The following is a 25,725-nucleotide window of genomic DNA, read 5'->3' as shown; positions in this document are numbered from 1 at the left end:
CGGCATCGGCCCTCATGCGGACCGGGCAAGGGGTTCGGAATGCCCGACCGGGCCAAGCCCGAAATGCTCGCGCAGCGTCCGGCCCGTGTAACGGGTGCGGAACAGCCCCCTTTTCTGCAACAGCGGCACGACCTGCTCCGCAAACAGCTCCAGCTGTTCATAGATGATCGGCGGCATGACGTTGAACCCGTCCGCCGCACCGGAGACGAACCAGTCCTCGATCACGTCGGCGATCTTTTCTGGCGGACCCGCGACCGTCAGATGCCCGCGCGCCCCGGCCAGGCGCTGCAACAGCTTCCGCATGGTCAGGCCTTCGCGCAGGGCCAGGTCGGCAATCCCCATGGCGCGGCTTTTCGACGCCTCCACTGCCGCCGGATCGGGAAAATCGGAGGCGCGCAGCACCCGGTCCAGCGGCACCGAGGTAAAGTCGTATCCGCCGAAACGGGCCGACAGGCGGGCAAGACCCAGTTCGGGGCTGGTCAGCGCGTCCAGTTCCTGGAACACCCGGTCCGCCTCGGCCTGGGTCGAGCCGATGGCGGCGCTTATGCCCGGCAGGATCACCACATCCTCGGCGCGGCGTCCCTTGGCCACCATGCGGGATTTCAGATCGCCATAGAAAGCCTGCGCGGTGTTCTTGGCCAGATGGGCGGTAAAGATCACCTCGGCCCATTCAGCGGCAAAGGCACGCCCGTCCTCGGACTGGCCGGCCTGCACATAGACCGGGCGACCCTGCGGCCCGGCCGGGACATTGAGCGGGCCCAGCGTGGCGTGATAGGGTCCGCGATGATCGACGGGACGGATCAGGTCGTGATCGGCATAGATGCCGCCAGCCCGGTCGTCGATCACGGCTGCGGCTGGCCAGCTTCGCCACAGCGCATCCACCGCCTGCATGAAATCCTGCGCCATCGCGTAGCGTTCGGCATGACCCGCATCGGTGGTGCGGCCATAGTTCTGCCCGGCCTGCGGCGCCCATGATGTGACAATGTTCCAGCCCGCGCGGCCCTGCGACAGATGATCGAGCGTCGCGAACTGGCGCGCCAGCGTATAGGGCAGGCTGTAGGTGGTCGAGGCGGTGCCGATCAGCCCGATGCGCCGGGTCAGCGCCGCCAGTGCCGACAGCAGGGTGATCGGCTCCAGATGGCCCGAGGCCACCAGCCCGCCCGTCGTCGGCGCGACCAGCGCATCCGCCAGGAAGACGGCGTCGAAACCGGCGCTTTCGGCAATCTGCGCGGCTTTGGCATAAAGCTGCAGGTCGGTCAGGCTTTCGGGCGCTGAACCCGGGTGACGCCAGGCGCTTTCGTGATGTCCGCGCGGCATGAGGAACAGGTTGAGATGAAGCTGGCGCGTCATGGCGGCCTCCTGTCAGATATGTTCGGTTTCGACCCCCAGGCTGCGCAGCAGCCGGCGGCGCAGATCCTCGAAATCGGGATGGCTGGGGCGCCGCGGATGCGGCACGGTCACGCGGTGATCCTCGGCGATGACGCCGTCGCGCAGCACCAGGATGCGGTCGGCCAGCAGCACCGCCTCGTCCACGTCATGGGTCACGAGGACGATGGTCGGGCGGCTGCGTTCGACCAGCCGCAGCAGCAGGTCGTGCATCTTCAGCCGTGTCAGCGCATCCAGCGCCCCGAAGGGTTCATCCGCCAGCAGCAGATCGGGGTTGCGCAGAAGCGAGCGAGCAAGGGCCGCGCGCTGTTTCTGCCCCCCGGACAGCGTGGCCGGATAGGCCCGCGCCTTGTCGCCGATGCCGACGCTGTCCAGCATGGACTGCGCGGCCTGCACCGCATCCTGTCGCCTGAGGCCAAGCGTCAGGTTGTCGATGACGCTGAGCCACGGCAACAGGCGCGCGTCCTGAAACAGGACCGAGACGTTCTTGGGCACGCTGTAGCTGCCCGACTGCCGGGCATCGTCATCCAGCCCCGCAAGCGCCCGGAGCAGCGTGGTCTTGCCCGAGCCGGATTCGCCCAGCAGCGCCACGAACTGGCCGCTGGGGATGTTCAACGTGATGTCGTGCAGCACGGGCCTGTCCCCGAAGGCGCGCGACAGGCGGCGGACGGCAACGGCCGGGCTGATGGCGCGATGCAGGGTCATGAGCCGATAGACCTGCGATAGCTCAGCGCGCGGGCCTCGACCATGCGCACCGCCGCGTCGGAAAGCAGGCCGAGGACGGCATAGATCAAGATGCCCACGACGATGATGTCGGTCTGGCCCCAGTCGCGGGCACGGTTCATCAGATAGCCGATGCCCGTCTGGGTGTTGATCAGTTCCAGCACCACGAGCGAGGTCCAGCACAGGGTGACCGCCAGACGCAGCGAGACGAAAAAGCCCGGCAGCGCCCCCGGCAGCGCGACGTTGCGGATGAACTCGGACCGGGTCAGGCCCAGGGTTCGGGCCAGTTCGACATGGCCGATATCGATGCCGCGCAGTGCCGCATGGGTGTTGACATAGACCGGCACCAGCACGGCGGTGAAGATGATGAAGATCTTCATCGCCTCGCCGATCCCCAGCCACAAGATCACCAGCGGGATCAGCGCCAGGGTGGGAATCGCCCGCTTGATCTGGACCAGCCCGTCGATCAGCGCCTCGCCGGTCATGGTCAGCCCCGAGGCAAGGGCCAGCACGACCCCCGCCAGAACGCCAAGGAACAGCCCCGCATAGGCCCGCCCTGCCGATGCCGCCAGATGCGGCAACAGGGTGCCGTCGGCGAACATCTCGAACCCCGTCGCGATGGCGGTCGAGGGCGCGGCGAGCGTATGCGGCGAAAGATAGCCCAGCCGCGCCGCCGCCTCCCACAGGACGACCAGCAGGACGGGCCCGGCCAGTTGCAATCCGCGCGGCAGCTTTCCCGGCGCCAGGCGATTGGAGGTGGTGGTTTTCCCGGTCCTGCCGGGCGCGGGGTCGAGGAGCGTCCCGCCGTGGCTGCGCGTCATGTCGTTCATGGCCGGGCCTTTCCGCTGCGTCAGCGCTCTGCGGCAATCAGGTCGTCATAGGATGCGACGAACGAGCCCGCGGCATCGAAGCGCTCGGGCAACTCGCCGGCTTCGTAAAGCAGGTCCACCAGCTTCTGGTGATGGGCGACGGCCTCGGTCGAGGTCTGGAAACGCGCGGGCGCCTGCGCGGCCAGGACGGCCGCGGTATCTTCGGGCGCAAGCCGCTGATAGTCGGTGTAGTAGGCCTTGCCCCAGTCCTCGCGGTTTTCATTCATCCAGTTGACGGAATGGATCGCCGCCTTGATGAACTCGCCGATGGCGGCGGCCTTTGCCGGATCGTCGAGCGCCTCGGGGCGGGCATAGAAATACCATGTCCCGGGCAGCAGCTTGCGCTCCTCGGGATCGGCGACACGGCTTGCGCCGATCTGCTTTTCCAGCCGGGTAACATGCGGCTCCTGAAGCACCGCCACGTCCACGGCATTCGTGCGGATCGCGTCCGGCAGGTCGGCGACGCGCAGCGGCACGGGCTGGATGTCCTTCAGCGTCAAACCCGCACGGTTCAGCGCCTCGATCAGATAGGCCTGACGCCCCGACCCTTCGATATAGCTGACCCGCTTGCCCCTCAGGTCCGAAAGCTTCCCGATCTCCAGCCCCGGCCGCGCGGTCAGCCAGTATTCCGAGCGTTCGCGGTCGACCGTCGCCACGATCGGCAGCAGCGTGCCCGAGGCGCGGGCCTGAATGGGCGGCGTATCCCCGACATAGGCCAGATCCAGCGCTCCGGCACGCATCGCCTCCAGAATGGCCGGCCCCCCGGCAAAGTTCGGCAGCTCAAGGCCGAAGGTGATTTCACCGGCCGCACCGCTGGCCTTCAGCAGGTTGGCGAAAAGCTCGCTCTGATCGGCGACGACAAGCTTCGTGCCCGGCGGCACCTCCTGCGCCGTCACAGGCGAGGCGAGCAGCAGGACAGAGGCTGCGACGGCGGCGATCCTGGTCATGATCCGTGGCAAAACTGGACATCCCTTGCAGAGTTCTGCGGGGATTTTTGGTTCTGCCCGGCGCGAGTTCAATCTCGATTTGGTTGATCGTGAATATTTGGTGTGCCTGTTATTCCAGACCCGCCGAGAATGGATTCCGCTTTCCCGGAACCCGCCCCGGACGACAAGAATTTTCTCGAATCGCGCAAAGCCCCATCCCGCAATCGACAGGGACCGGATCCGGATCACGCCGAAAATCGCCCCGGATCCCATGGTGACCCGTCTGTCGCAGAGCAGGAGCAGTTCAGGATCGGCCGGCCCCTGAGCCGGCCTCGGCCAGGATGGCACGGGCGCGGATGCGCACCGGCTCGTCCACCATCGCGCCATCGACCGAGGCCGCGCCATCGCCCGAGGCGATCACACGCCGGGCCCAGTCGATTTCCTTTTCGGTCGGGGCAAAAGCCCGGCGAACCTCGGTGATCTGCCTGGGGTGGATACAGAGCTTGCCGGTCATTCCCAGCGCACGGGCATGGGCGGCATCGTCATGGCTGACCGAAAGATCGTCCAGTTGCACCGTCACCCCGTCGATGGGAGCGGCAATACCTGCCAGACGCGAGGCCAACACCAGTTCAAGGCGCACCGGCAGCAGCACCTCGCGCAGATGGGCGCAGGCGAGGTCGGCACAGAAATCGACCGAACCGAAGGCCAGCCGCGCGACGCCAGCCGCCGCCATGGCGCGGGCATTGGCAAGGCCGCGCGCTGTTTCGACAAGCGCGATCACCGGCACCCCGTCCAGCGCCGCGGCGACCCCGGCAACCATCTCCGCATCCTCGGCCTTGGGCAGGATCACACCGGCCGGGCGCAGCGCCGCCACCGCCGCCACGTCGGCCTCGTGCCATTCGGTGCCGCAGGCATTGATGCGCACGATCACCGGCAGGTCGGTGAAGCCCGTGTCCAGCGCCGCGCGCGCCCTGTCCTTCGCCTCCGCCGCCACCGCATCCTCAAGATCCAGGATCACCGCATCGGCGCCCGACGCGGCGGCCTTGGCGAAACGCTCCGGCCGGTTCGCGGGCACGAACAAAGGGGCGCGGATATCGGTCACCACGTCGCCCGCGCCTCCATCGCGACCGGCCCATCGGCATAGGACGTCCACAGCCTCAGCCCCTCTCCGTCCTCGACGGCGTTCAGCGTATAGTCGGCGATGTCGAACAGGGGGGAGAGAGATCGAAACTCGAACCGCGCCGGCCGCCTGCCGCTGATCTTCTCGGCGAATTGCACCAATTGCGTCGCCTGAAGCGGCCCGTGAACGATCAGGCCCGGATAGCCCTCTTCCTCGCGGACATAGGGTGTGTCGTAATGGATCCGATGGCCGTTGAAGGTCAGCGCGGAATAGCGAAACAGCAGCGGCGCCGAGGGCTGGACCACCACCCGATGCGCGCCATGCGGGGCAGGCTCGGGCGTCCTCTTCGCGCCGCCGGGGGCATCGGCGTTGCGATAGACGATATCCTGCCGCTCCTCGACGACCAGGCGACCGGCGCTTTCGATGCGGTGATCCACGGTGACGAAGCAGAGCACGCCGGTCCTGCCTTCCTTCACGGTCACGTCGCGAATGGTCGAGCGGCGGGTCACGCGCTCTGCCACCCGGATATCGTCGTGAAAGCGCATTGCGCCGCCGGCCCACATCCGGCGCGGCAGGGGCACCGGCGGCAGGAAGCCGCCGCGCGCCGGATGCCCGTCCGGGCCAAGCCCCGACGTGGGCGCGGCCGGGGGCGCAAGGCACAGGTGGATCATCACCGGGGCGGCATCCCCGTCCCGGGGCCGGCCCTCCAGATCGAAGGTAGCATTGAAGCGGCCAATGAGCGAATCGGTGACCAGCTCCGATTGCTCCTCGGAACGGCCGATCCACCGGCGCAGATGATCGATGTCGATCATGTCGTCACCTCAAGCTTGTTCAGCTCCGGCACCGGGCCGTAGTCACGTTCTTCGCCGACGAAAATCGCGGCGGGGGCGGGGTAGCTGACCGGGCCCTTCGGGGTGTCGACGGTAATGCGGCGCAGATGCGGGTGGCGCGAGAGCGTTTCCATGTCGTTCACCGAGGCGAATGCCACATCCGCCGCCTGCAGGGCCGCTATCGCGTCCACGGCCGTCCTGCGGGCAAAGCCCTCGGCCACCGCCGCATCGGTCGCGGCCCGGTTCGTCACGCGGACGACATTGGTGGCGAACCTCGGGTCGCTGCCCAGCTCCGGCTTGCCCAGGAACACCGAGGCCAGGTTGCGCCATTCGCGGTCGCTTTGCACCGCGATCAGCACCTGGACGCCGTCCCTGGTGGTGAAGACGCCATAGGGCGCGATCGAGGGATGCGCCATGCCGATGCGCCTGGGCGACTTGCCGCCTTCGTGGTTCAGCAGCGGCACGGTCAGCCAGTCGGCCATAACGTCGAACATCGAGACCGAGATGTTGGCACCCTCGCCGGTCACGCCGCGCCGGATCAGCGCCTCGAGGATCGCGGCATAGGCGGTGGCGCCGGTGGCGATATCGACGAGCGAGATGCCGACCCGCGCCGGGTCGCCGGGGCCGCCGGTGATCGAGCAAAGACCGGATTCCGCCTGGATCAGCAGGTCATAGGCCTTGCGGTCGGCCATCGGGCCGCCCTCGCCGTAGCCGGTGATCGAACAGGTGATCAGCCGCGGCCAGTCGCGTGCCAGGCGCTCGAAGGAAAACCCAAGCCTGGCCAGCGCCCCGCGCTTGAGGTTCTGGATCAGCACGTCGGCGCCGTCCAGCAGCCGCGCCAGCTCGGCCTTGCCGTCATCCGAGGCCAGATCCAGCGTGACGGCTTGCTTGCCCCGGTTCAGCCAGACGAAATAGCTCGACTGGCCCTTGGCGACATCGTCGTAGCCGCGGGCGAAATCGCCCTCGGGCCGCTCGATCTTGATCACCCGCGCGCCCGCATCGGCAAGCCGCGACGTGGTGAAGGGGGCGGCGACGGCCTGCTCGATGGCGACGACAGTCAGCCCTTCCAGAGGTAGCCGGGCCATCAGAAGCTCCTTGGCAGGCCGAGGACGTGTTCGGCGACATAGGACAGGATCAGGTTGGTCGAGATCGGCGCCACCTGATAGAGCCGCGTCTCGCGGAACTTGCGCTCGATATCGTATTCGCAGGCAAAGCCGAAGCCGCCGTGAAATTGCAGGCAGGCATTCGCGGCCTCCCAGCTGGCCTTGGCGGCAAGGTATTTCGCCATGTTGGCCTGGGCGCCGCAATCCTGATGTGCATCGTAAAGCCGGCAGGCTTCAAAGCGCATCAGGTTCGCAGCCTCGACCTCGATGAAGGCCTCGGCGATGGGGAACTGCACGCCCTGGTTCTGGCCGATGGGGCGGCCGAACACGTTTCGCTCGCTGACATATTTCACCACGCGGTCGGTGAACCAGTAGCCGTCGCCGATGCATTCGGCGGCGATCAGCGTACGCTCGGCGTTCAGGCCGGTCAGGATGTATTTGAAGCCCCTGCCCTCCTCTCCGATCAGGTTCTCCGCGGGGATTTCGAGATTGTCGAAGAACAGCTAGTTGGTCTCGTGATTGACCATGTTGGGGATCGGGCGCACTTCCATGCCCGATTTCATCGCTTCCTTCACGTCGACGATGAAGATCGACATGCCTTCGGTCTTTTTCCCCACCTCGGACAGCGGCGTCGTCCGCGCCAGCAGGATCATCAGGTCGGAATGCTGCACCCGGCTGATCCAGACCTTCTGGCCGTTGATGACGTAGCGGTCGCCCTTCCTGACGGCCGTGGTCTTGATCCGGGTGGTATCGGTGCCGGTGGTCGGCTCGGTCACGCCCATGGATTGCAGGCGCAACTCGCCCGAGGCGATCCTGGGCAGGTATTTCCGGCGCTGCTCTTCCGAGCCATGCCGGATCAGCGTATTCATGTTGTACATCTGGCCGTGGCAGGCACCGGAATTGCCGCCCGCCCGGTTGATTTCCTCCATGATCACGGACGCTTCGGTCAGGCCCAGTCCCGAGCCGCCGTATTCCTCGGGGATCAGCGCCGCCATCCAGCCCGCCTTCGTCAGCGCATCGACGAATTCCTCGGGATAGGCCCGGGCCTCGTCGATCCTGCGGTGATACTCGTCCGGAAATTCGGCGCAAAGCGCACGCACCGCGTCGCGAATGTCCTGATACCCATCACTGCGATCGTGAATCATCGAGATCTCCCTGTGAACCGCATTCGCGGTCGTCGGGTCGGAGATTGCCGTCCAAAGGACGATATATCAAATATATGATGATGCTAGCAGACATAACGGAAAGAGATCACTCAGTCACCAATTCCGAGATTTCGATCAGGTTCAGATCCGGGTCGCGCAGGTAGATCGACCGCAACGGCCCCGTCGCCCCCGTGCGCCGCACCGGACCTGCGACGATGGCTGCGTCTTTTGCGCTCAGCATGGCGATGACATCGTCCAGGGGCCGGTCGGCGATGAAGCACAGGTCCAGGGCGCCGGGGACCGGCAGATGCGCCTTTGGCTCGAATTCGCGGCCCTTGACGTGAATGTTGATCTTCTGCTCGCCGAAACGGAGCGCCTTGCGGCCTGCGCCAAAGGTTTCCAGCCGCATCCCCAAGAGGCCGACATAGAATTCGATGCAGGCGCGTTCGTCAGTGGTGGTCAGCACCAGGTGGTCAAGACGGTCGATCATGGGCAACCCGCATTCTACATCGCTGCCGCAAGGATCAGCACCCAGACCGAGATCGTGCATCCCATCAGCAGCGCATAAGGTCCGTTCCAGCGCAGCCCCGCCTCTCGGGCGGGCACTCCGCCATAGCTTCCGACAAGCAGGACCGAAGCCGTGAAGGGCGATGTCGTGCCGCTGATCGCCCACCCTCCGGTGATCGCCGCGACAAGCGCCGCTGGATGAATGCCCATCGCCGCAGGCGACGGCAAAAGCGGCACGATCAGCGAAACCGAGAGTATCGGGTTCATGCCGAGTTGCCCGGCCAGGGGCACCAGCCAAACCATGGCAACCACGATCAGCAAGGGCGGCAGCACCGAGAAATCCAGCCCAAGGCGGGGCGTCAGGGGCACCAGCAGAAAGGCGCCCAGGCTGCCGATGAATGCCGCCATGAACAGCAGGACGATCTGGCCGCCATAGGCCGGAAGCTCTCGTCCCAGGAATTCGCCGAGACGATGGCCGACATGGCCCAGCCGTCCGGCGGGCATGCGCGCCCCCTGAAGCCAGATCCAGGCGATGGCGACGATGGGGGCGAAGGACATCACCGCACCGATGACATCAACCCCCGTCGCCTCGTGCAGCAAGGCGACGCCGACGACCACCGCACCCAGCAGCAGCAGCAACGGCCGCAGGTGAAGCAGCCAGCCTCCTGCGGGCACCGCGCGGACCGGCGCGGGCTGGGCGAGCCGCGGCTTGAAGACCGTGTCCAGCCCCCATCCCACAAGGATCATCAGCACGGCATTCAGCAAGCACGGCACCACCACGGCGCTCCAGTCCGCACCCGGCACCAATGTCAGGGTGATCGCCATGGAAAAGCCCAGGGGCGACCAGCACAGCGTGGCGGCAAAGCCCCGGTTGATGGCGACCAGCATGCGCCGCAGCCGATGGCGTCGAAGCTCTGCATCGGCCTCGCGCGCGGTGCTTTCCGCGGCCAGCGAGCCAAGCAATGCGATGGAGCCGTAAAGCAGGATCAGCCCGAAAAGATGACCGCCGATGGTCAGCGCCACATAGCGCAGGCCCGGCCTTTGCCCGGCAAGGAAGCGGCCGCATTCCACGATCTCGCCCGAGCCCATGGCGGCGATGCGAATGGCCGTCAGGGCAGTATATAGCGCGACGACGAAGCTGCCGCGCTCGACCGCCGTCCAGGTTCCCTCGAACCAGTCGGGGCGGGTGGCGACCGCCGCGCCGGCCATGGCGATGCCGACCAGGACGAAGATGATCGGCGCCGTGCGGTCGGCAAGGCTGAATGCGATGACACCGGCCAGCGCAAAGCCGCCGGCAAGCGCCGCCGCCGGCGGGCTGGCGCTGTATTCCCACAGGACCGTGGCAAGCATCGCACCGGCGGGAAGCAGCCCGGAAATTCCCAGGATGCCGGATCGAAGGCCCGGACTCATCCCGCGCAACGCTCCGGGCTTGCCTTCATGGCGGTTGGGAACTCCCGGGTCGAGGCAGGGTCCAGCATTTGCCGCAATCCTCTGGCAGCCATCACTGCCTCCGGCCCTGCGGCCAGACCTGGCGCATCTCTGCCGTCCGGTTCATTCTTCGCCCCCACGTTCCAGTGTCAGGATGCGGGACCTGGCAACCTCCCGTCCAATAAGATTTCGACAAGCCGGCCATAACTTTCTTATATAATGCGGGACGTGATGTTTACTTGAAGTTTTGGCTCACACATGCTCCGCATATCGTCGGAAGGCAGGAGGATGAGATGCAGCACCCGAATCCACTGGAAAAGCCGGAAGATCTCCTGGCCCGGGCACGCTCGGTAAGCTCCGATACGGCGGGCGTCCTGATCACCAGCCTGCGCGAGGCAAGGTCGCGGCGCATCCTGGAACTGGGTTGCGGCGATGGCACGATCACCGCCCTGCTGCACGAGGCGGGCTTCGACGTTACCGGACTGGACCCTTCGGCCGAGGCGCTGGCGCGCGCCCGTGCCCGCTTGCCGTCGGTCACCTTTATCGAAGCGCATGCCGAGGCGCTGCCCGAGTTGCGCCCCTTCGATGCGGCCTGTTTCGTCAACGCGCTGCATCATGTGGAACCTCCCGCCATGACCGGCGCCGTCCTGAATGCGCTGTCCGTCCTGCGTCCGGGGGGGCTGCTTCATGTTGTCGAACCCCTTGCCACGGGCAGCTTCTTTCGCGCCATGCGCCCGGTCGAGGATGAATCCGCCATCCGGCAAAAAGCGGTGCAAGCCGTCGAGTCCCTGATTTCCGAGGGGCGGATCGTGTTGCGGGATCTCCGCCGCTGGACCCGCGAAAGCCGGTTCCGCGACCTGGAGGAGTTCGTGGATTACCTGGCCCGCGTCGATCCCGATCGCGCGGCGCTGGCGCAAGGCAATGCCGCGGCGCTGGCGCGGGCATGGCGCGACAACATCCGCGTCCGGGACGGCAAGGCGGTGCTCGTCCAGCCCCTGGTCTGCTGGACGCTGGCGCGGGCCGAGGATTCCGGGGGGCGACCATGATGGACATCCGCCAGCTTCGCTATTTCGTGGCCATCGTCGAACACGGCTCGTTCTCGCGTGCCGCCGAATTCCTGCATGTCGCCCAGCCGGCGCTGTCGCTGCATGTGCGCAACATGGAGGCCGGGCTGGACACGCCGCTGCTGTTTCGCAGCCCGCGCGGGGTCGAGCCGACCGAGGCGGGGGCGATCCTGCTGCGCCATGCCCGGACAATTCTCGACCAGCTTGCCGTCGCCGAGGAGGAGATCCGCGGCCATGAGAACGATCCCGCGGGCGAGGTCCGTCTGGGCCTTCCCGGCACGATCGGCGAGATCCTGGCCGTGCCGCTGATCACCGCCGTTCACTTGCGCTACCCCAAGATCAAGCTGCGCATCGCCGAGGCGATGAGCGGCTTCGTGCTGGAATGGATGCGAGAGGGCCGGATCGACCTTGCCGTGCTCTACGGTCAGGCGGCAGAGCACGGCATCTCGACCGAGGCCCTGCTGGAGGAGACGCTGCGGTTCTTCGGCCCTGCCCACCTGGCCGCAAGGGATGACCTGCCCGCACCCGGCAAGCCCATCCCCATGGCCGAAGTGACACGCAAGCCGCTGATCCTGCCCGGCGAAGGGCATGGATTGCGGGAATTGCTCAAGCGCCAGGCGCTTTCGGCCGCGCAGGAGCTGAACACCGTGATGGATGTCGATTCGTACAGCAACATCAAGCTGCTGGTTGGGGAGGGGCTGGGGTATTCGGTGCTGCCCGAGAACGCCATTGCCCCCGAGATCACCGAGGGCCGGTTGCTGAGCTGGCCCATCGGCGAGCCGGCGATCCGCCGGACCGTGCATCTGGCGCATTCCGCGGACCGGCCGATGACGAATGCGGTCACCGTCGTGCGGGCGCTTGCGCGCGAGATCCTGCGCGACCTGGTCCGCAATCACCGCTGGATCGGTGCCACGGTCCTTGCCGCCGAGGAACCCGCCAAGCCGCCCCCCTGAGGAACAGCCATGCCCGCGATCACCGAAGGCCATGTCATCGACAGCGTGGCCGACGCCCTGCAGTTCATATCGTATTACCATCCGCGCGATTTCATCCGGGCGATGTCGGCGGCATGGGCGGCCGAGCGAAGCCCGGCGGCCAGGAACGCCATGGCGCAGATCCTGGTCAATTCCCGCATGGCCGCGATGGGGCACCGGCCGATCTGCCAGGATACGGGCGTCGCCAACATCACCGCCCGGATCGGCGTGCGGGCGCAACTGGACTGGGACCGGCCGCTGCAAGAGATCGTGGACGACGCCGTGCGCCGGGCGTATCGCAACGATGCCAATCCGCTTCGCGCCTCGGTCGTGGCCGATCCGTTCGGGCGGCGGCGCAACACCAGCGACAATGCCCCGGCCATGCTGCATGTCGAGATGGTCGCTGGCACCTCGGTCGAGTTCGACGTCTCGGCCAAGGGCGGCGGTTCCGAGAACAAGACGAAATTCGCGGTCCTGAACCCCTCGGCCGATGTCGCCGACTGGGTGGTCGGGACGGTCGAGGCGATGGGCGCGGGCTGGTGTCCTCCGGGCATCCTGGGCCTTGGCATCGGCGGCAGCGTGGACAAGGCCATGGTCATGGCGAAACAGGCCCTGAACCAGCCGATCGATGCGACCGAGCTGCGCACGCGTGGCCCCGCGACCCCCGAAGAGGAGCTGCGGCTGGAGATCATGGACCGGGTCAATGCGCTTGGCATCGGCGCGCAGGGCCTGGGCGGCATCACGACGGTCCTGGACGTGAAGGTTTGCAGCTTTCCCACCCATGCCGCCTCGCTGCCGGTGGCGCTGGTGCCGAACTGCGCGGCGACGCGCCATGTGCATTTCACGCTGGACGGATCCGGGCCGGCGCGGCTGGTTCCGCCCGATTTGTCCGACTGGCCCGAACTCGACTTTCGCGACGCCTGGAAGGATGCCCGCCGCGTCGACCTGGACCGCCTGACCCGCGAGCAGATCGCAAGCTGGCGGCCGGGCGAGACCCTGCTGCTGTCCGGGCGCCTGCTGACCGGGCGCGACGCCGCCCATCGCCGGATCGAGCAGATGCTGGCCGAGGGCAAGCCCCTGCCGGTCAGCTTTCGCAACCGTGCGATCTATTATGTCGGCCCGGTCGATCCCGTCGGCGGTGAGGTGGTCGGGCCGGCCGGTCCCACCACCTCGACCCGGATGGACCGCTACAGCGACATGATGCTGGAAACGCTGGGCGTGTCGGTGATGATCGGCAAGGCCGAGCGCGGCCAGGAGACGATCGAGGCCATCGCCCGGAACGGCGCCGCCTATCTGGTCGCGGTGGGCGGCGCGGCCTATCTGGTCTCGCAGGCGATCCGCGAGGCGCGCGTGCTGGGGTTCGAGGATCTTGGCATGGAGGCGATCCACGAATTCACCGTCAGGGACATGCCGGTCACGGTGGCGGTGGACGCGCGCGGCACCTCGGTCCATGCCAGCGGCCCGCGGCAATGGCGGATGCCGCCGCCCCGGGCGTGACGCGAAGGGACCGCTTTCGCAGCCCCTTCCTGTTCAGAACCGCAGTCAGAACCCAAGCAGGTTCGGCAACAGCAGGGTGATGGCCGGTATGTATGTGATCAGCGCCAGGAAGATCAGCGCGGTCAGCAGCCACGGCACCACCGCCACCGATACCTGCGTCAGCCCCAGCCGGGAGATCGCCGAGCCGACATAGAGGTTCAGGCCCACCGGCGGGGTGCAGAGGCCGATCTCCATGTTCACCACCATCATGATGCCGAAATGCACCGGGTCGATGCCCAGTTTCGCGGCCACCGGGAACAGGATCGGCGCCATGATCAGCACGATGGCCGACGGCTCCATCACCATGCCGATGACCAGCAGCATGACGTTGACGACCAGCAGGAACCCAACCCAGCCCAGGCCCAGGTCGACGATCCAGGCCGACAAGGCCTGCGGGATCTGCTCGGACGTCAGGATGAAGGCGAACATCACCGCATTGGTGATGATGTAGAGCAGCATCGCCGACATCGCGGCCGAATTCAGCAGCACGCGCGGCACGTCGCGCAGCCTGATGTCCTTGTAGACGAAGACGGCGATGAAGAAGGCATAGACGGCGCTGACCGCGGCGGCCTCGGTCGGCGTGAACAGGCCGCCATAGATGCCGCCCATGATGATGGCGATCAGCATCAGGCCCCAGACCGACTCGCGAAAGGCCTTCCAGCGGTCGCGCCAGCTTGCGCGATCCAGGCGGGGATAGCCGTTGCGCCATGCCCGCCAGACGGTCGTCACTCCGAACATCGCCGCCAGGAGCAGCCCGGGCACGACGCCGGCGATGAACATCTCTCCGATCGAGGGGGCCATCACCTGCGCGCCATCGGGGCCGGTCACCATCATGCCCGAGGTCGCGACCGAATACATCACCATCACGATCGACGGCGGGATCAGGATGCCAAGGCCGCCCGCGGTCGCAACCGTCGCCACGCCGAACTTTGCCGGATAGCCCATCTGCACCATGGCGGGGATCATGATGGACCCGACCGCCATCACCGTCGCCGGGGAGGAGCCCGAGATCGCCGCGAACATGGCGCAGGACAGCACCGCCGCCAGCCCCATGCCGCCATACCAGTGCCCCACCATCGAGGTCGCGAAACGGATCATCCGCCTGGCCACGCCGCCATGGGTCAGGAAGTTGCCGGCCAGGATGAAGAACGGGATCGCCATGATCTCGAACTTCTCGATGCCGGTGAACAGCTTCAGCGCGATGCTGTCCATCGGAATGCTGGTGAAGCCGAACAGGAAGGTGAACACCGTCAGCCCCAGCGCGATCGAGACCGGCATGCCGGTGATCAGCAGCACCGACAGGATGAAGAAAATGATCAGCGCGGTCATCCGTGACCTCCCTTGGCGATATCGTCGGCCTCTTCCTGCACGCCTTCGACCGAGCCCATATCGTGATGGGCGACATGGCCGGTGGTCAGATACAGCCACAGCGCCTGAACGAAGCGAAAGCACATCAGCGCCGAACCGACCGGAACGGCCAGATAGACGATCCACATCTTGATCTCGAGATCCGGCGAGATCTGGCCGCCCTTCCAGGTGTGATAGACGAAATCCGTCCCGATCCAGGCGATGATCGCGGTAAAGATGATCCCGCCCGACATCGCGACGACGGTCATGGCCTTCTGCGCGGTTCCCGTCAGGCTTTGCACCAGAAGATCGACGCCGACATGGATGCCGATGCGCACCCCATAGGCCGCGCCGAACTTCGCCATCCACACGAACAGGTAGATGCAGGTCTCTTGCGCCCAGGTCAGCTTGAGCGAGTTGATCCATCTGAAGATCGACCGGGCCGTATCCTGCAGCCCGGGCATATCGTGGGCACGGGCCCAACCGACCAGGTCGGCGGCGGTGCCCAGCGAAAAGCGATGAACGACCGCAACGAAGATCAATGCGACGGCAAGGGCCATCAGCACCGAGATCAGGATTTCTTCGAAGCGGTCGAGGATGCGCAGAATCATGGCAAACCCCTCGTATGAAAAGGGGACGCGCTTAGGCGTCCCCTATTTGCGGCCGTCACTCGATCCCGAGTGCGGTATAGGTTTGCCGGATAAGATCCGCACCGACCCGCTTTGCCATGCTCTCATGCACGGGCTTGAGCACCTCGAACCATTCGGCACGCTCTGCCTCGGTCATGTCGTGGAATTCGGTTTTTCCGGCATCGCGCATGGCTTGCAGGGCGGTGGCGTTCTCGTCTTCGGCGATGTCATTGGCATAGGCCGTCGCCTCGGCCATCGCCTTTTCCAGATCGGCGCGCACGCCCTCGTCCAGCCCGTCCCAGAACGCCTTGTTCACGATGACGGCATAGCCGATATATCCGTGGTTGGAGACATTGCCGTATTTCTGCACCTCGTTGACGCGCTGCGTATAGGTGTTCGACGGCGTGTTCTCGGTCCCGTCCACGACGCCGGTCTGCAACGCCTGGTAGACCTCGGAAAAGGCCATGACCTGGGGCACGGCGCCAAGGGCCTCGAACTGCGCCTCCAGGATCTTCGAGGACTGGATGCGCATCTTCAGGCCCAGGAAATCGTCGGGATGGACCAGCGGCGAATTGGCGGTCATGATCTTGAAGCCATTGTCCCAATAGGCGAGCCCGATGATGCCCTTGGCCTCCAGTTTCCCCAGCAGGGCATCGCCGATCTCGCCCTCGGTGATCTTGCGCAGGTCGTCGCGATCCTTGAACAGCATGGGCAGGTCGAACAGCTCGAATTCCGGCACCCCCAGCGGCCCGAACTTGGCAAGCGACGGCGCCAGCATCTGCACCGCACCCAGTTGCAGGGCCTCGAGTTCTTCCTTGTCCTTGTAGAGCTGGCTGTTGGGATAGACTTCGACCTTCACCGCGCCGTCGGTATACTGCTCCGCCAGTTCCTTGAACCTGACGGCCGCCTTGCCCTTCGGCGTATCGGGCGCGACGACATGGCTGAACTTGATGACGATGGGGTTCTGCGCCAGTGCCGGCATGGCGGTGGACAAGGCGATGATGGCGGCCCCAGCCATTGCGGCAAAACTGCGACGAGTAAACATGAACTTCCCTCCCTGGTGCCGCATCGGCGATGCGGGCGTTCTCCTCACCGGCTGGCGGGCTGCGCTGTCGAAGCTCCCTCGCAGGCATCCCTGGCCGGACAGGGTCGAGGATGCGCATAGCGGGACAGATACATCAAATATATGATCCGTATATCAGTCATATAATTATGATATGCCAGTTCGATCCTCCTGCGGGAGGATGCCATTCCCATCAGGGCCTTGGACCGCGCCGGCAGATGCCGGGCGCGACATATCCGCGCGCTGCCGGTAGTGCCGTCACGTCCGGTTCCCAAGGCTTCCCGCTCTCGGTTTCCTCTCACCTGACCAGCAGATGCCGACCACCGGCGGAAAGGTCCGAGCCGACCCGGAACATCTGCACGATCCTGATGGCACAGAGGATGCCCGGCGGCAGGCAGATTGCCCAACCGTCCAGCCCGACGTCACGCCGCGCGAGCGCCGTCAAAGCGCTTGGAAGGCCGCCTTCTGCCGATCCGTCCAGCGCAGGCGCAGGCGCACGCCATCCTCGGCCACCTCTTCGGCGGTGATCACGCCTTGCTCGTGCAGCCAGGCCCGGCGCCGCCCGTCCGAATGCGGCAGCACCAGTTCGGCCTCGCGGCGCGGCTCATCCAGCACCTCTGCCAAGCGCGCCTCGATGGCGGCCAGCAGCGTATCCAGCCCCTCGCCCGACAGCGCCGAGATCGCCTGCACGCCTTGGGTCCGTGCGTCGGTGCGCTGAAGTGCGGCGCGGGTCTCCGGCGAAAGCGCGTCGATCTTGTTCCAGACCTCGATCAGCGGCACGTCCTCTTCGACGCCCAGCGAATCGAGGATCTCGCCGACATCCCCCGCCTGCTCCTCGGTCTCGGGATGGCTGATGTCGCGCACATGCAGGATCAGGTCGGCCGCCAGCACCTCTTCCAGCGTGGCGCGGAAGGCGGCGACCAGTTCATGCGGCAGGTCCGAGATGAAACCCACCGTATCGGACAGGATCACCCGGCGCCCACCGGGCAGCGTCAATTGCCGCATGGTCGGGTCCAGCGTGGCGAAAAGCTGGTCCTGCGCCAGGACCTCGGCCCCGGTCAGACGGTTGAAAAGCGTGGACTTTCCGGCGTTGGTATAGCCGACCAGCGCGACGATCGGATAGGGCACCTTGGCACGGGCCTTGCGGTGCAGCTCGCGCGTCTTGACCACGCGCTCGAGTTGGCGGCGCAGGCGCACCACCTGCTCATCGATGGCGCGGCGGTCAGCCTCGATCTGGGTCTCGCCGGGGCCGCCGACGAAGCCAAGCCCGCCACGCTGGCGTTCCAGGTGGGTCCAGGCCCGCACCAGCCGCGTGCGCTGATAGGCCAGCGCCGCCAGTTCCACCTGCAAGACGCCCTCGCGCGTCTGCGCCCGGTCGGCAAAGATCTCGAGGATCAGCCCGGTGCGGTCGAGGATCTTGACGCCCCATTCCTTTTCCAGATTGCGCTGCTGGACCGGGGTGACCGGCCCGTCGATCAGCACCAGCTCGGCCCCCTCGCCCGCGGCGGCGGCCTCCAGGTGCTGGCCGATCTCTTCGCGCTTGCCCTTGGAGAACAGCATGCCCGGATCGGGATTGCGCAGCCGTGCCACTTCGGCCCCCGTCACCTCGATGGCGGGCAGCGCGTGGGCCAGCGCCACGGCCTCTTCCAGGGCCAGATCCGGCGAACGGCGGGTGCGCGAATTGCCCAGATCGGGATGGATCACATAGGCCCGGGTCGGGCGTTCGCGGGTTTCCGTCGGTTCGGCCAATCAGTCCTCGCCCTCATAGAGGCTGATCGGCTGCCCCGGCATGATGGTCGAGATGGCGTGCTTGTAGACCAGCTGCGACTGACCGTCGCGGCGCAGGAGCACGCAGAAATTGTCGAACCAGGTGATGACGCCCTGCAATTTCACACCATTGATAAGAAAAATCGTAACCGGAACCTTGCCCTTGCGCACATGGTTCAGAAAAGCGTCCTGGAGGTTCTGTTTGTCGCCGGCCATTCGGGGCACCTTGTTCTTTCTTATCGCGGGTTTTCAAGACTTAGGCGAGCGGGCAGCGGCTTGCAAGCATGTGATCCCGCCTAGCGACGCCAATATTCCGGCGAGACCAGCGCCAGGATCGCCAGCGTCTCGACCCGGCCGACGATCATGGCCCCGGCCAGCACCGCCTTGGTCAGCCCCGGAAGCCCCGCCCAGCCTGCCCAGGGGGCGCCCGCCATGCCGGCCGAGCCCTGGAAGGTCGGCGTCAGCGGAATGGCACCGGCAAGCTGGCCGGTATTGGTGAGCGCCGCGATGGACAGGATGGTCGCCGAATCGAATTCGATGCGTTGCAGCGAGATCAGCATCACCGTCACGGCGATGGAACTGGCGAAAAGCATGAAGAAGATGAAGGCGAGATAGGCCCCCTCGCGCCGCAGCCGCCGCGCCATCAGCCCGCCGCCGCCGACCGAGGCGGGATGCACGATCCGCTCCAGCTCGCGTTCGGAATGCCGCGCCAGCGCATAGACCCGCAGCAGCTTGACGCCGCCCGCCGTGGTGGCGACGCCCCCACCCATCATTGCAAGCCCCGCCAGCATCAGGCCGGGCGAACTGAGCCCCGACCAGTTGCGCGCGCCCTGCCATTCGACCGAGTTCCAGCCGGTCGTGGTGAGGTAGCTCAGCCCGTTGAAGATACCGCCCCAGGCGGCCGAGGCGGCGCTGTCGAGCGTGTCCAGGACCCCCTTGGCGCCGGTCGGAGAGACGCCGATGGCGCCGACGAAATGCCGCGCGAACAGCACGGCCGAGATCAGCAGCACCACGCCGGCCGCCATGCGCAACTCGGGATCGCCGACCCAGCTTTCGCTGGCCTTGAGCTCGCCGCCGCCCGGCCAGAAGCGGCGCGATAGTGCCGGGATCAGGAACAGGAAGATCACCACCTCGCCGGCGATGCCGCTGCCCTGCCCGGCCGGGCCCGTGACCGGGCTGATGCCGCTGGTCGAAAGCGTGCCCATGGCGCGGGTCAGCGCCACCAGCCCGGTCTCGCCCAGCATCAGAAGCAGCATCCACATCGACAGCGTCAGCCCGGCATAGACCGGCAGCACCACCCGCCCCGCCCGCATCACCCGATGCACCGGATCGGCGAGTTCGGTCTGGAAGGCGGGATGCGTCAGCGGGGCCAGGGCGTCCGGCCCATCGGCCGAGCGCGGCAGCCGCTCGAACCGCTCGCTGCGGCCATAGGGCGAGGACATGATCTCGAAGCCCCCGACCCGCAAGGGCGCGAGCAGCGCAATGGCCGCGACCAGCATGAACAAGCCCCCCAGCCAGCCGACGATCGCCCGCCACAGATGCAACGGCGCCGGCAGCAGATCGGCCGAGTAAAGCGAGGCCCCGGTCGTGGTCAGGCAGGAGATCATCTCCCACCAGGCGTTGAAGAAGCCGGTATCGGGCAGGGCCAGGGCAAAGGGCACGGCCAGCATGGCCGGCAACAGCACCATGGTTCCCAGCATGGTCAGAAGCACGCCGCGCGCCCGCAGGCCCTCGGGCCGGTCGGCCGTGGCAAGGCCCAGGATCGCGGCCAGGATCACGAACAGCCCCGCCGTCCCCAGGAAGATCGAGCCGATCTTGTGGCTGTCCAACGCATGCGCATACAGCCCCGGCAGCACCATGGCCAGCGCACCGATGGCCCCCAGGATCACGATCAGCGGCAGGCGCAGCAAAAGCCCCATCCCCGGCCTCAGAAGAAGTCGATCGAGACCTGAAGCAGGCGCTCGACCTCGGGAATGTCGGAGACGAGCGCGAAGATCACCACGATGTCGCCCTCTTCGATGCGCAGGTCGCCCGTCGGCTTGACCACGCGCTCGCCCTTGCGCACGGCGCCCATCAGCGCGCCTTCGGGAAACTCGATGTCGCGCACCGCCCGGCCCGCGATGGGCGAGGTCGAAAGCACCTGCGCCTCGATCACCTCGGCCTCGGCGTCGCCGATGGAATAGATGTCGCGCACCCGCCCGTGCCGGATATGGCGCAGGATGGTCGAGACGGTGCTGGCGCGCGGGTTGATGAAGGCGTCGATGTCCAGGGGCTCCATCAACGACATCAGCGTCGGGTCGTTGACCAGCGAGATCGCGAGCTTGGCGCCGGCCTGCTTGGCGCGCACGGCGGCAAGGATGTTGGTCTTGTCGTCGTCGGTAATGGCCAGAACCGCATCGGCGCGCGGCACGGCTGCCTCCTCCAGCAACTCGGCCGAAAGCCCGTCGCCATTGAGCACGATGGTGCGGTTCAGCGCATCGGCGGCATCCTCGGCCCGGGCACGGCTGCGCTCGATCAGCTTGACGCGGATGCGCTCGGGACGCGCTTCCAGCGATTGCGCGACGGCCAGGCCCACGTTGCCGGCGCCGATGATGACCACGCTTTCCTGCTTGGCCATGGGCTTGCCGAAAATCTCCAGCGTGCGCGCGACGTCTTCTGTCAGGGTGAAGACATAGACCTGGTCGCCCTCGAAAAGCTGGTCGCCCGGCTCGGGCGCGAACAGCTTGCCGCCGCGCCGCACCCCGGCCACGACGGCGCTGAGGCTGATGAACATGTCGTTAAGCTGGCGCAGGGGCGTGTTCAGCACCGGGCTGTCGGGCTCCAGCGAGATCCCCAGAAGATGCAGCCGCCCCTCCAGAAAGGTCTCGGCATCGAAGGTCGAGGGCGCCGAAAGCCGCTGCATCGCCGCCCGCGCCACCTCGCGCTCGGGGCTGATAACCACGTCGATGGGCAGGTGATCGGTGCGGTAGAGATCGGAATAGATCGCGTCCAGATAGGCCGAACTGCGCAGCCGCGCGATCTTGCGCGGCACTTGGAAGACGGAATGGGCCACTTGGCAGGTGACCATGTTGACTTCATCCGAATGGGTCGCAGCAATGATCAGGTCGGCGTCGCGCGCGCCCGCACGGTCCAGCACGTCGGGATGGCTGGCGAAGCCGGTCACACCCTGCACGTCCAGCGCGTCGGTGGCCCGCCGGATCAGTTCGGCATTGGTGTCGATGATGGTGACATCGTTGCGCTCGCCCGCAAGATGGCGCGCGATATGCCAGCCGACCTGCCCAGCCCCGCAGATGATGATCTTCATTCCGACCCCGGTTCATGCCCTTGGTGAGACGCGATCCTAGCGCGAGGCGCCAGCGACCGATACAGGGAAAACGCCGGCGCGAGCGCTGCACCGATGGCGCCGGCCGAACGGTCGCATGAGTATTTATGGAACGAAGAAGCCGTTAAGCACTCCTTAATCTTTAGCGATCAGAATGGCCGCGCGGTACAGGCTGGAGAGCCGATGACCGCGAACGGAGAAGTCGTCCCGGCCATTTGGCCAAAACCTGTCCTGCCTGAACCGCAGGGGTGGCCGGGGCGCAACGCTTCGGCTTCTTCGTTCTTCAAATACTCATGCGACGGTGCGGCTCGCGCGTCATTTCCCCATCATCTCCTCCTCGACGCGCATGCCCCCGACGACGCCCAGCGACTTGAGCTTGCGATGCAGCGCCGAGCGCTCCATGCCGACGAATTGCGCCGTGCGGCTGATATTGCCGCCGAAGCGGTTGATCTGCGCCAGCAGGTATTCGCGCTCGAAAAGCTCGCGGGCCTCGCGCAGCGCCAGGCTGGTGATCTGCGGGCCGAGCGCTAAGGCCTCGCTGGTGCCGGCGCTGCCATTCTGGCTTTCCAGTTCCGAGGGCTGGATCGGCCCGGTCCCGTCGCCCAGGATCAGCACGCGCTCGATCACGTTGCGCAGCTGGCGGATATTGCCCGGCCAGTTCATCGCCTGCAGCGCGGCACTGGTTTCCTCGGGCAGGGCACGCTGCGGTAGGCCCTGGCTGGCGTGGAACAGTTCGATGAAATGCGTGGCCAGCATCGGGATGTCGTCGCGGCGCTCCGCAAGCGAGGGCACCGCCACCGGCACCACGTTCAGCCGGTCGTAGAGTTCCTGCCGGAAGCGGCCGGCGGCGATCTCGGCCGCAAGGTCGCGATTGGTCGAGGAAATCACCCTGAGATCCACCCGCACCTTGTCAGTGCCGCCGGCGCGCTGGAACTGCTGCTCGGTCAGCACGCGCAGGATCTTGGGCTGGGTGCCCAGCGGCATGTCCGCCACCTCGTCGAAATAGATCACCCCGCCATGCGCCTGCTCCAGCAGGCCCGGCTCGATGCCGCGTTCGGCGGTCTCGCGGCCGAACAGCACCTCCTCCATGTGCTCGGGCTCGATGGTGGCGCAGGGCACGGTGACGAAGGGCTCGCGCGCCCGCGGGCTCTGGGCGTGGACATAGCGCGCGGCGATCTCCTTGCCCGCCCCCGGCTCGCCGGTCAGCATCACCCGGCCGTTCGATTTCGCCACCTTGTCGAGCTGTTCGCGCAGCCTGCGGAAGGGCGCCGAATTGCCCAGCATCTCGGCCGCCCGTGCCTCGCCGCGCTTCAGCGTCGCGTTCTCGCGGCGCAGGCGCGCCGTCTCCATGGCGCGGCGGATCACCACCAGCAACTGGTCGATGTTGAAGGGCTTCTCGATGAAGTCGTAGGCGCCCTGCTTGATCGCCGCCACCGCGATCTCGATATTGCCGTGGCCCGAGATGATGACCACCGGCACGTCCGGGTTGTTGCGCTTGACCTGCTTGAGAATGTCGATCCCGTCCATCTTGCTATCCTTGAGCCAGATGTCGAGGATCATCAGCGCCGGCTCGGCCGCGTTCAGCTCGGCCACCGCCTGGTCGGAATTGGCGGCGAGGCGGGTCGAGAAGCCCTCGTCGCGCAGGATGTCGGAAATCAGTTCGCGGATGTCCCGCTCGTCATCGACAATCAGAATATCGCTCATTTCAGTGTTTCCTGCTCGTGTTTGTGGCGGCGCGCGGACAGGCGCACCGGCTGGCGCTCGCGCGGCAGACGGATCTCGGCCATGGCGCCGCGGCCCTCGGGGGCATCGGTCAGCATCAGGCTGCCGCCGTGCTCTTCGACGATCTTCTTGACGATCGGCAGGCCGAGGCCGGTGCCGCCGGGTTTCATCGTGACGTAGGGCTCGAACAGCCGGGTGCGGTCGTCCGGCAGGCCGGGACCGTTGTCGGTGATGCGGATGGCAACGGAATCCGGGGCCACGCGCAGCTTGACATGGACCTGGGGAGTCCAATCTTCCGGTGGATTTTCCCGCAACTCGTCAATGGCCTCCCCGGCATTCTTCAACAGGTTCGTAAAGACCTGCCGCATCATGCCGGCATCGGCATCGACGATCACCGGCTCGTCGGGGATGTCCGAGACCAGAGCCCCTTGCAGTGCGTCGCGCTGCATCAGTTCGGCATCGCGCAGCAGCTTGGCGATGTCGGTTTCCTTGCGGTCCGGCTCGGGCATGCGGGCGAAGCGCGAAAATTCGTCGACGATCCGGCGCAGGTCGTTGGTCTGGCGGATGATGACCTCGGTATATTGCTCCAGCGCCTCGCGTTCCTCACCGGCGATGGGGCCGAACTTGCGCTTCAGCCGCTCGGCCGAAAGCTGGATCGGGGTCAGCGGGTTCTTGATCTCATGCGCCACGCGGCGGGCCACGTCGCCCCAGGCCGCCATGCGCTGCGCCGAGACCAGGTCGGTCACGTCGTCCAGCGCCACCACATAGCCCTCCAGCCCGCCGGCCGCGCCGCGGCGGATCGCCATGCGGACCAGCAGGCTTTCCACCCTGCCCTCGCGCGTCAGGCGGATCTCGTCCTGCACCGATTCATTGACCGACTGCGCCAGCCGTTCGAAGAGCGGCGCGAATTCCGGCACCGCCTCGGACAGCAGCCGGTCATGCGCCGTCGCCGGATCCAGGCCCAGAAGCCGGGTGGCCGAACGGTTCAGGAAATCGATCTCGCCCGCCGCATCGAGGCCGATCACCCCGGCAGTGACCGAGGACAGCACGGAATCGAACAGCCGGCGCTGGTCGTCGGCGGCTCGGTAGCTTTCGACCAGCTCCTGCCGCTGTTGCTTGAGCTGCCGGGTCATGCGGTTGAAGCTTTCGCCCAAGGTCTGGATCTCGTCGCCGGTGTCGGGCGCGGGGATCTGGAAGTCCAGGTTGCCCTCGCCCACCTGCTCGGATGCCTCGGCCAGCCGGCCGATGGGCCGCGACAGCCGGTCGGCGAACCACAGGCCCAGCCACATCGCCGCCGCCACCAGAAGCAGCGCAAACCCAAGATAAAGCAGGGAAAACTCGAACAGGACCCGGCCGCGCTCCTGCTCCAGCCGCTGATAGTCGCCGACGGTCTGCCGGGTGTCGTCCAGCAGGCCCAAAAGGCTGCCGTCCACGTCGCGGGTGACGTAAAGGTAGCGATCGGCCAGCGGCACCAGCGGCACCAGGGCGCGGAACTCGTTGTTCTGCCAATCCTCGATCAGCACCAGCCCGCGGGTCGCCGCCTCGTCGAACTGGACGGGCGAGGGCTCCTCATACCAGAACTGGTAGCTGCGCTCGCCGCGCGCGCGGATCGTGCCGCGGCCGTCGATGACATAGGCTTCGCGCAGGCCCCGCTGGATCAGCGCCTGGCCCTGCCCCAGCAGCAGCCGCAACTCGCCATCGTCCAGCATCGGGTTCTGCCGCGCCGCCTGGGTCAGCGCGCCCGCAAGCAGCTTGGCGTCGTTGGTCAAGTCTCGGCGATGCTCGTCCTGATAGGCCTCGGCCGCCGCCAGCGAGGTCGAAACCACCTGCTGCACCCGGTTCGAGAACCAGCCCTCCAGCCCGATATTCACCGTCAGCCCGGCGAACAGCGCGACCAGCACGGTCGGCACCAGCGCGATGGTGGCAAAGACGCCCACCAGCCGCATGTGCAGCCGCGAGCCTGCGGCCGACTTGCGCCGCGCCGCGACGATCTGCGCCATGCGCGCCACGACAAGCCCGGTCAGCACGATCAGGTAAAGCAGGTCCGCCAGCAGCACCAGCCGCAGCACCGTGCCGCCCGAGGTTGAATCGGCAAACGGCCCCATCACCGCAAAGGTCAGCCCAGCCAGCGCCGGCCCCAGCAGGGCAAGGCCAAGCGTTGCGGTATTGCGATAGAGCCGCAGGCGCCGCAGCCGTGCGACGCGTTCCCATGTGCCCTTGGACAGCGTTCCCGCCACCTTGCCCGTCCTCACGGTTTCGCCGCTGTG

21 protein-coding genes and 1 pseudogene are annotated in these 25,725 nt (G+C 66.6%); 3 read left to right on the top strand and 19 right to left on the bottom strand.

Annotated features, from left to right (window positions below; all coding sequences use genetic code 11):
• Positions 1–12 precede the first annotated feature (12 nt).
• The 10 genes and pseudogenes from BLT64_RS12490 to BLT64_RS12445 all read right to left on the bottom strand — a co-directional run bounded on the left by BLT64_RS12490 (position 13) and on the right by BLT64_RS12445 (position 10,019).
• Positions 13–1,350 (bottom strand): LLM class flavin-dependent oxidoreductase, encoded by a 1,338-nt coding sequence (locus tag BLT64_RS12490; RefSeq protein WP_011750340.1) that lies wholly within the window; start codon positions 1,348–1,350, stop codon positions 13–15.
• A gap of 12 nt (positions 1,351–1,362) precedes the next feature.
• Positions 1,363–2,091: an ABC transporter ATP-binding protein gene (locus BLT64_RS12485; protein ID WP_011750341.1), complete on the bottom strand. Its 729-nt coding sequence runs from the start codon at positions 2,089–2,091 to the stop codon at positions 1,363–1,365.
• Complete coding sequence (locus tag BLT64_RS12480) at positions 2,088–2,939, bottom strand: ABC transporter permease (RefSeq protein WP_011750342.1); 852 nt, start codon at positions 2,937–2,939, stop codon at positions 2,088–2,090. The genes BLT64_RS12485 and BLT64_RS12480 overlap by 4 nt, the downstream gene beginning before the upstream one ends.
• Before the next feature lie 20 nt (positions 2,940–2,959).
• Positions 2,960–3,925, bottom strand: coding sequence for a PhnD/SsuA/transferrin family substrate-binding protein (locus BLT64_RS12475; protein ID WP_128493069.1), 966 nt, complete (start codon positions 3,923–3,925; stop codon positions 2,960–2,962).
• A gap of 283 nt (positions 3,926–4,208) precedes the next feature.
• A complete protein-coding gene (locus BLT64_RS12470) occupies positions 4,209–5,009 on the bottom strand; it encodes an HpcH/HpaI aldolase/citrate lyase family protein (RefSeq protein ID WP_011750344.1) in 801 nt (266 codons plus the stop codon).
• Entirely contained in the window at positions 5,003–5,836 is an 834-nt protein-coding gene (locus tag BLT64_RS12465; protein WP_011750195.1) for an HTD2 family dehydratase, read from the bottom strand. The genes BLT64_RS12470 and BLT64_RS12465 overlap by 7 nt, the downstream gene beginning before the upstream one ends.
• Positions 5,833–6,939, bottom strand: a complete 1,107-nt coding sequence (locus tag BLT64_RS12460) for a CaiB/BaiF CoA transferase family protein (RefSeq protein ID WP_011750345.1) — start codon at positions 6,937–6,939, stop codon at positions 5,833–5,835. The genes BLT64_RS12465 and BLT64_RS12460 overlap by 4 nt, the downstream gene beginning before the upstream one ends.
• Positions 6,939–8,102 (bottom strand): annotated as a pseudogene (locus BLT64_RS12455) (acyl-CoA dehydrogenase family protein). Before BLT64_RS12455 ends, BLT64_RS12460 begins: the two are co-directional and overlap by 1 nt.
• Before the next feature lie 106 nt (positions 8,103–8,208).
• The gene (locus BLT64_RS12450) at positions 8,209–8,592 is read right to left on the bottom strand and encodes a VOC family protein (protein WP_011750346.1); all 384 of its coding nucleotides are present in this window, start codon (positions 8,590–8,592) and stop codon (positions 8,209–8,211) included.
• Positions 8,593–8,606: 14 nt separating this feature from the next.
• A complete protein-coding gene (locus tag BLT64_RS12445) occupies positions 8,607–10,019 on the bottom strand; it encodes a hypothetical protein (RefSeq protein ID WP_011750347.1) in 1,413 nt (470 codons plus the stop codon).
• A gap of 311 nt (positions 10,020–10,330) precedes the next feature.
• Here BLT64_RS12445 and BLT64_RS12440 point away from each other — a divergent pair, with 311 nt between their 5' ends.
• From BLT64_RS12440 to BLT64_RS12430, 3 genes are read left to right on the top strand one after another with little or no spacing between them, the layout of a single operon-like run.
• Positions 10,331–11,083: a class I SAM-dependent methyltransferase gene (locus tag BLT64_RS12440; protein WP_011750348.1), complete on the top strand. Its 753-nt coding sequence runs from the start codon at positions 10,331–10,333 to the stop codon at positions 11,081–11,083.
• A complete protein-coding gene (locus BLT64_RS12435) occupies positions 11,080–12,054 on the top strand; it encodes a LysR family transcriptional regulator (protein ID WP_011750349.1) in 975 nt (324 codons plus the stop codon). The genes BLT64_RS12440 and BLT64_RS12435 overlap by 4 nt, the downstream gene beginning before the upstream one ends.
• Positions 12,055–12,063: 9 nt before the next feature.
• Positions 12,064–13,569: a fumarate hydratase gene (locus tag BLT64_RS12430; protein WP_011750350.1), complete on the top strand. Its 1,506-nt coding sequence runs from the start codon at positions 12,064–12,066 to the stop codon at positions 13,567–13,569.
• Positions 13,570–13,614: 45 nt separating this feature from the next.
• Here BLT64_RS12430 and BLT64_RS12425 read toward each other — a convergent pair whose 3' ends face one another.
• From BLT64_RS12425 to BLT64_RS12385, 9 genes are all read right to left on the bottom strand, one after another.
• Entirely contained in the window at positions 13,615–14,937 is a 1,323-nt protein-coding gene (locus BLT64_RS12425; RefSeq protein WP_011750351.1) for a TRAP transporter large permease, read from the bottom strand.
• Positions 14,934–15,566: a TRAP transporter small permease gene (locus BLT64_RS12420; RefSeq protein WP_011750352.1), complete on the bottom strand. Its 633-nt coding sequence runs from the start codon at positions 15,564–15,566 to the stop codon at positions 14,934–14,936. Before BLT64_RS12420 ends, BLT64_RS12425 begins: the two co-directional genes overlap by 4 nt.
• Positions 15,567–15,621: 55 nt before the next feature.
• Positions 15,622–16,629: a TRAP transporter substrate-binding protein gene (locus BLT64_RS12415; protein ID WP_011750353.1), complete on the bottom strand. Its 1,008-nt coding sequence runs from the start codon at positions 16,627–16,629 to the stop codon at positions 15,622–15,624.
• Between the two features lie 459 nt (positions 16,630–17,088).
• The gene (gene hflX / locus BLT64_RS12410; protein WP_011750354.1) at positions 17,089–18,396 is read right to left on the bottom strand and encodes a GTPase HflX; all 1,308 of its coding nucleotides are present in this window, start codon (positions 18,394–18,396) and stop codon (positions 17,089–17,091) included.
• The gene (gene hfq / locus BLT64_RS12405; protein ID WP_010394165.1) at positions 18,397–18,630 is read right to left on the bottom strand and encodes an RNA chaperone Hfq; all 234 of its coding nucleotides are present in this window, start codon (positions 18,628–18,630) and stop codon (positions 18,397–18,399) included.
• Between the two features lie 80 nt (positions 18,631–18,710).
• Positions 18,711–20,333, bottom strand: coding sequence for a potassium transporter TrkG (locus tag BLT64_RS12400; RefSeq protein WP_011750355.1), 1,623 nt, complete (start codon positions 20,331–20,333; stop codon positions 18,711–18,713).
• A gap of 8 nt (positions 20,334–20,341) precedes the next feature.
• A complete protein-coding gene (trkA, locus tag BLT64_RS12395) occupies positions 20,342–21,718 on the bottom strand; it encodes a Trk system potassium transporter TrkA (RefSeq protein WP_011750356.1) in 1,377 nt (458 codons plus the stop codon).
• Positions 21,719–22,051: 333 nt separating this feature from the next.
• The gene (gene ntrX, locus BLT64_RS12390; protein WP_011750357.1) at positions 22,052–23,440 is read right to left on the bottom strand and encodes a nitrogen assimilation response regulator NtrX; all 1,389 of its coding nucleotides are present in this window, start codon (positions 23,438–23,440) and stop codon (positions 22,052–22,054) included.
• A complete protein-coding gene (locus BLT64_RS12385; RefSeq protein ID WP_011750358.1) occupies positions 23,437–25,695 on the bottom strand; it encodes a sensor histidine kinase NtrY-like in 2,259 nt (752 codons plus the stop codon). Before BLT64_RS12385 ends, ntrX begins: the two co-directional genes overlap by 4 nt.
• Positions 25,696–25,725 lie beyond the last annotated feature (30 nt).

It is taken from the genome of Paracoccus denitrificans, assembly GCF_900100045.1.
In the GTDB taxonomy this organism is placed as follows: Bacteria; Pseudomonadota; Alphaproteobacteria; order Rhodobacterales; family Rhodobacteraceae; genus Paracoccus; species Paracoccus denitrificans.
This window is presented reverse-complemented; position numbering and strand designations above follow the sequence as displayed.

Excerpts from the sequence above, each read along its gene's own strand:
- BLT64_RS12465 (WP_011750195.1), bottom strand. The coding sequence starts at position 5,836 with ATGATCGACATCGATCATCTGCGCCGGTGGATCGGCCGTTCCGAGGAG.
- BLT64_RS12445 (WP_011750347.1), bottom strand. The coding sequence starts at position 10,019 with ATGAGTCCGGGCCTTCGATCCGGCATCCTGGGAATTTCCGGGCTGCTT.
- BLT64_RS12440 (WP_011750348.1), top strand. The coding sequence starts at position 10,331 with ATGCAGCACCCGAATCCACTGGAAAAGCCGGAAGATCTCCTGGCCCGG.
- BLT64_RS12435 (WP_011750349.1), top strand. The coding sequence starts at position 11,080 with ATGATGGACATCCGCCAGCTTCGCTATTTCGTGGCCATCGTCGAACAC.
- BLT64_RS12450 (WP_011750346.1), bottom strand. The coding sequence starts at position 8,592 with ATGATCGACCGTCTTGACCACCTGGTGCTGACCACCACTGACGAACGC.
- BLT64_RS12485 (WP_011750341.1), bottom strand. The coding sequence starts at position 2,091 with ATGACCCTGCATCGCGCCATCAGCCCGGCCGTTGCCGTCCGCCGCCTG.
- ntrX (WP_011750357.1), bottom strand. The coding sequence starts at position 23,440 with ATGAGCGATATTCTGATTGTCGATGACGAGCGGGACATCCGCGAACTG.
- BLT64_RS12480 (WP_011750342.1), bottom strand. The coding sequence starts at position 2,939 with ATGAACGACATGACGCGCAGCCACGGCGGGACGCTCCTCGACCCCGCG.
- BLT64_RS12420 (WP_011750352.1), bottom strand. The coding sequence starts at position 15,566 with ATGATTCTGCGCATCCTCGACCGCTTCGAAGAAATCCTGATCTCGGTG.
- BLT64_RS12425 (WP_011750351.1), bottom strand. The coding sequence starts at position 14,937 with ATGACCGCGCTGATCATTTTCTTCATCCTGTCGGTGCTGCTGATCACC.
- BLT64_RS12400 (WP_011750355.1), bottom strand. The coding sequence starts at position 20,333 with ATGGGGCTTTTGCTGCGCCTGCCGCTGATCGTGATCCTGGGGGCCATC.
- BLT64_RS12460 (WP_011750345.1), bottom strand. The coding sequence starts at position 6,939 with ATGGCCCGGCTACCTCTGGAAGGGCTGACTGTCGTCGCCATCGAGCAG.
- BLT64_RS12415 (WP_011750353.1), bottom strand. The coding sequence starts at position 16,629 with ATGTTTACTCGTCGCAGTTTTGCCGCAATGGCTGGGGCCGCCATCATC.
- trkA (WP_011750356.1), bottom strand. The coding sequence starts at position 21,718 with ATGAAGATCATCATCTGCGGGGCTGGGCAGGTCGGCTGGCATATCGCG.
- BLT64_RS12475 (WP_128493069.1), bottom strand. The coding sequence starts at position 3,925 with ATGACCAGGATCGCCGCCGTCGCAGCCTCTGTCCTGCTGCTCGCCTCG.
- BLT64_RS12430 (WP_011750350.1), top strand. The coding sequence starts at position 12,064 with ATGCCCGCGATCACCGAAGGCCATGTCATCGACAGCGTGGCCGACGCC.
- BLT64_RS12490 (WP_011750340.1), bottom strand. The coding sequence starts at position 1,350 with ATGACGCGCCAGCTTCATCTCAACCTGTTCCTCATGCCGCGCGGACAT.
- hfq (WP_010394165.1), bottom strand. The coding sequence starts at position 18,630 with ATGGCCGGCGACAAACAGAACCTCCAGGACGCTTTTCTGAACCATGTG.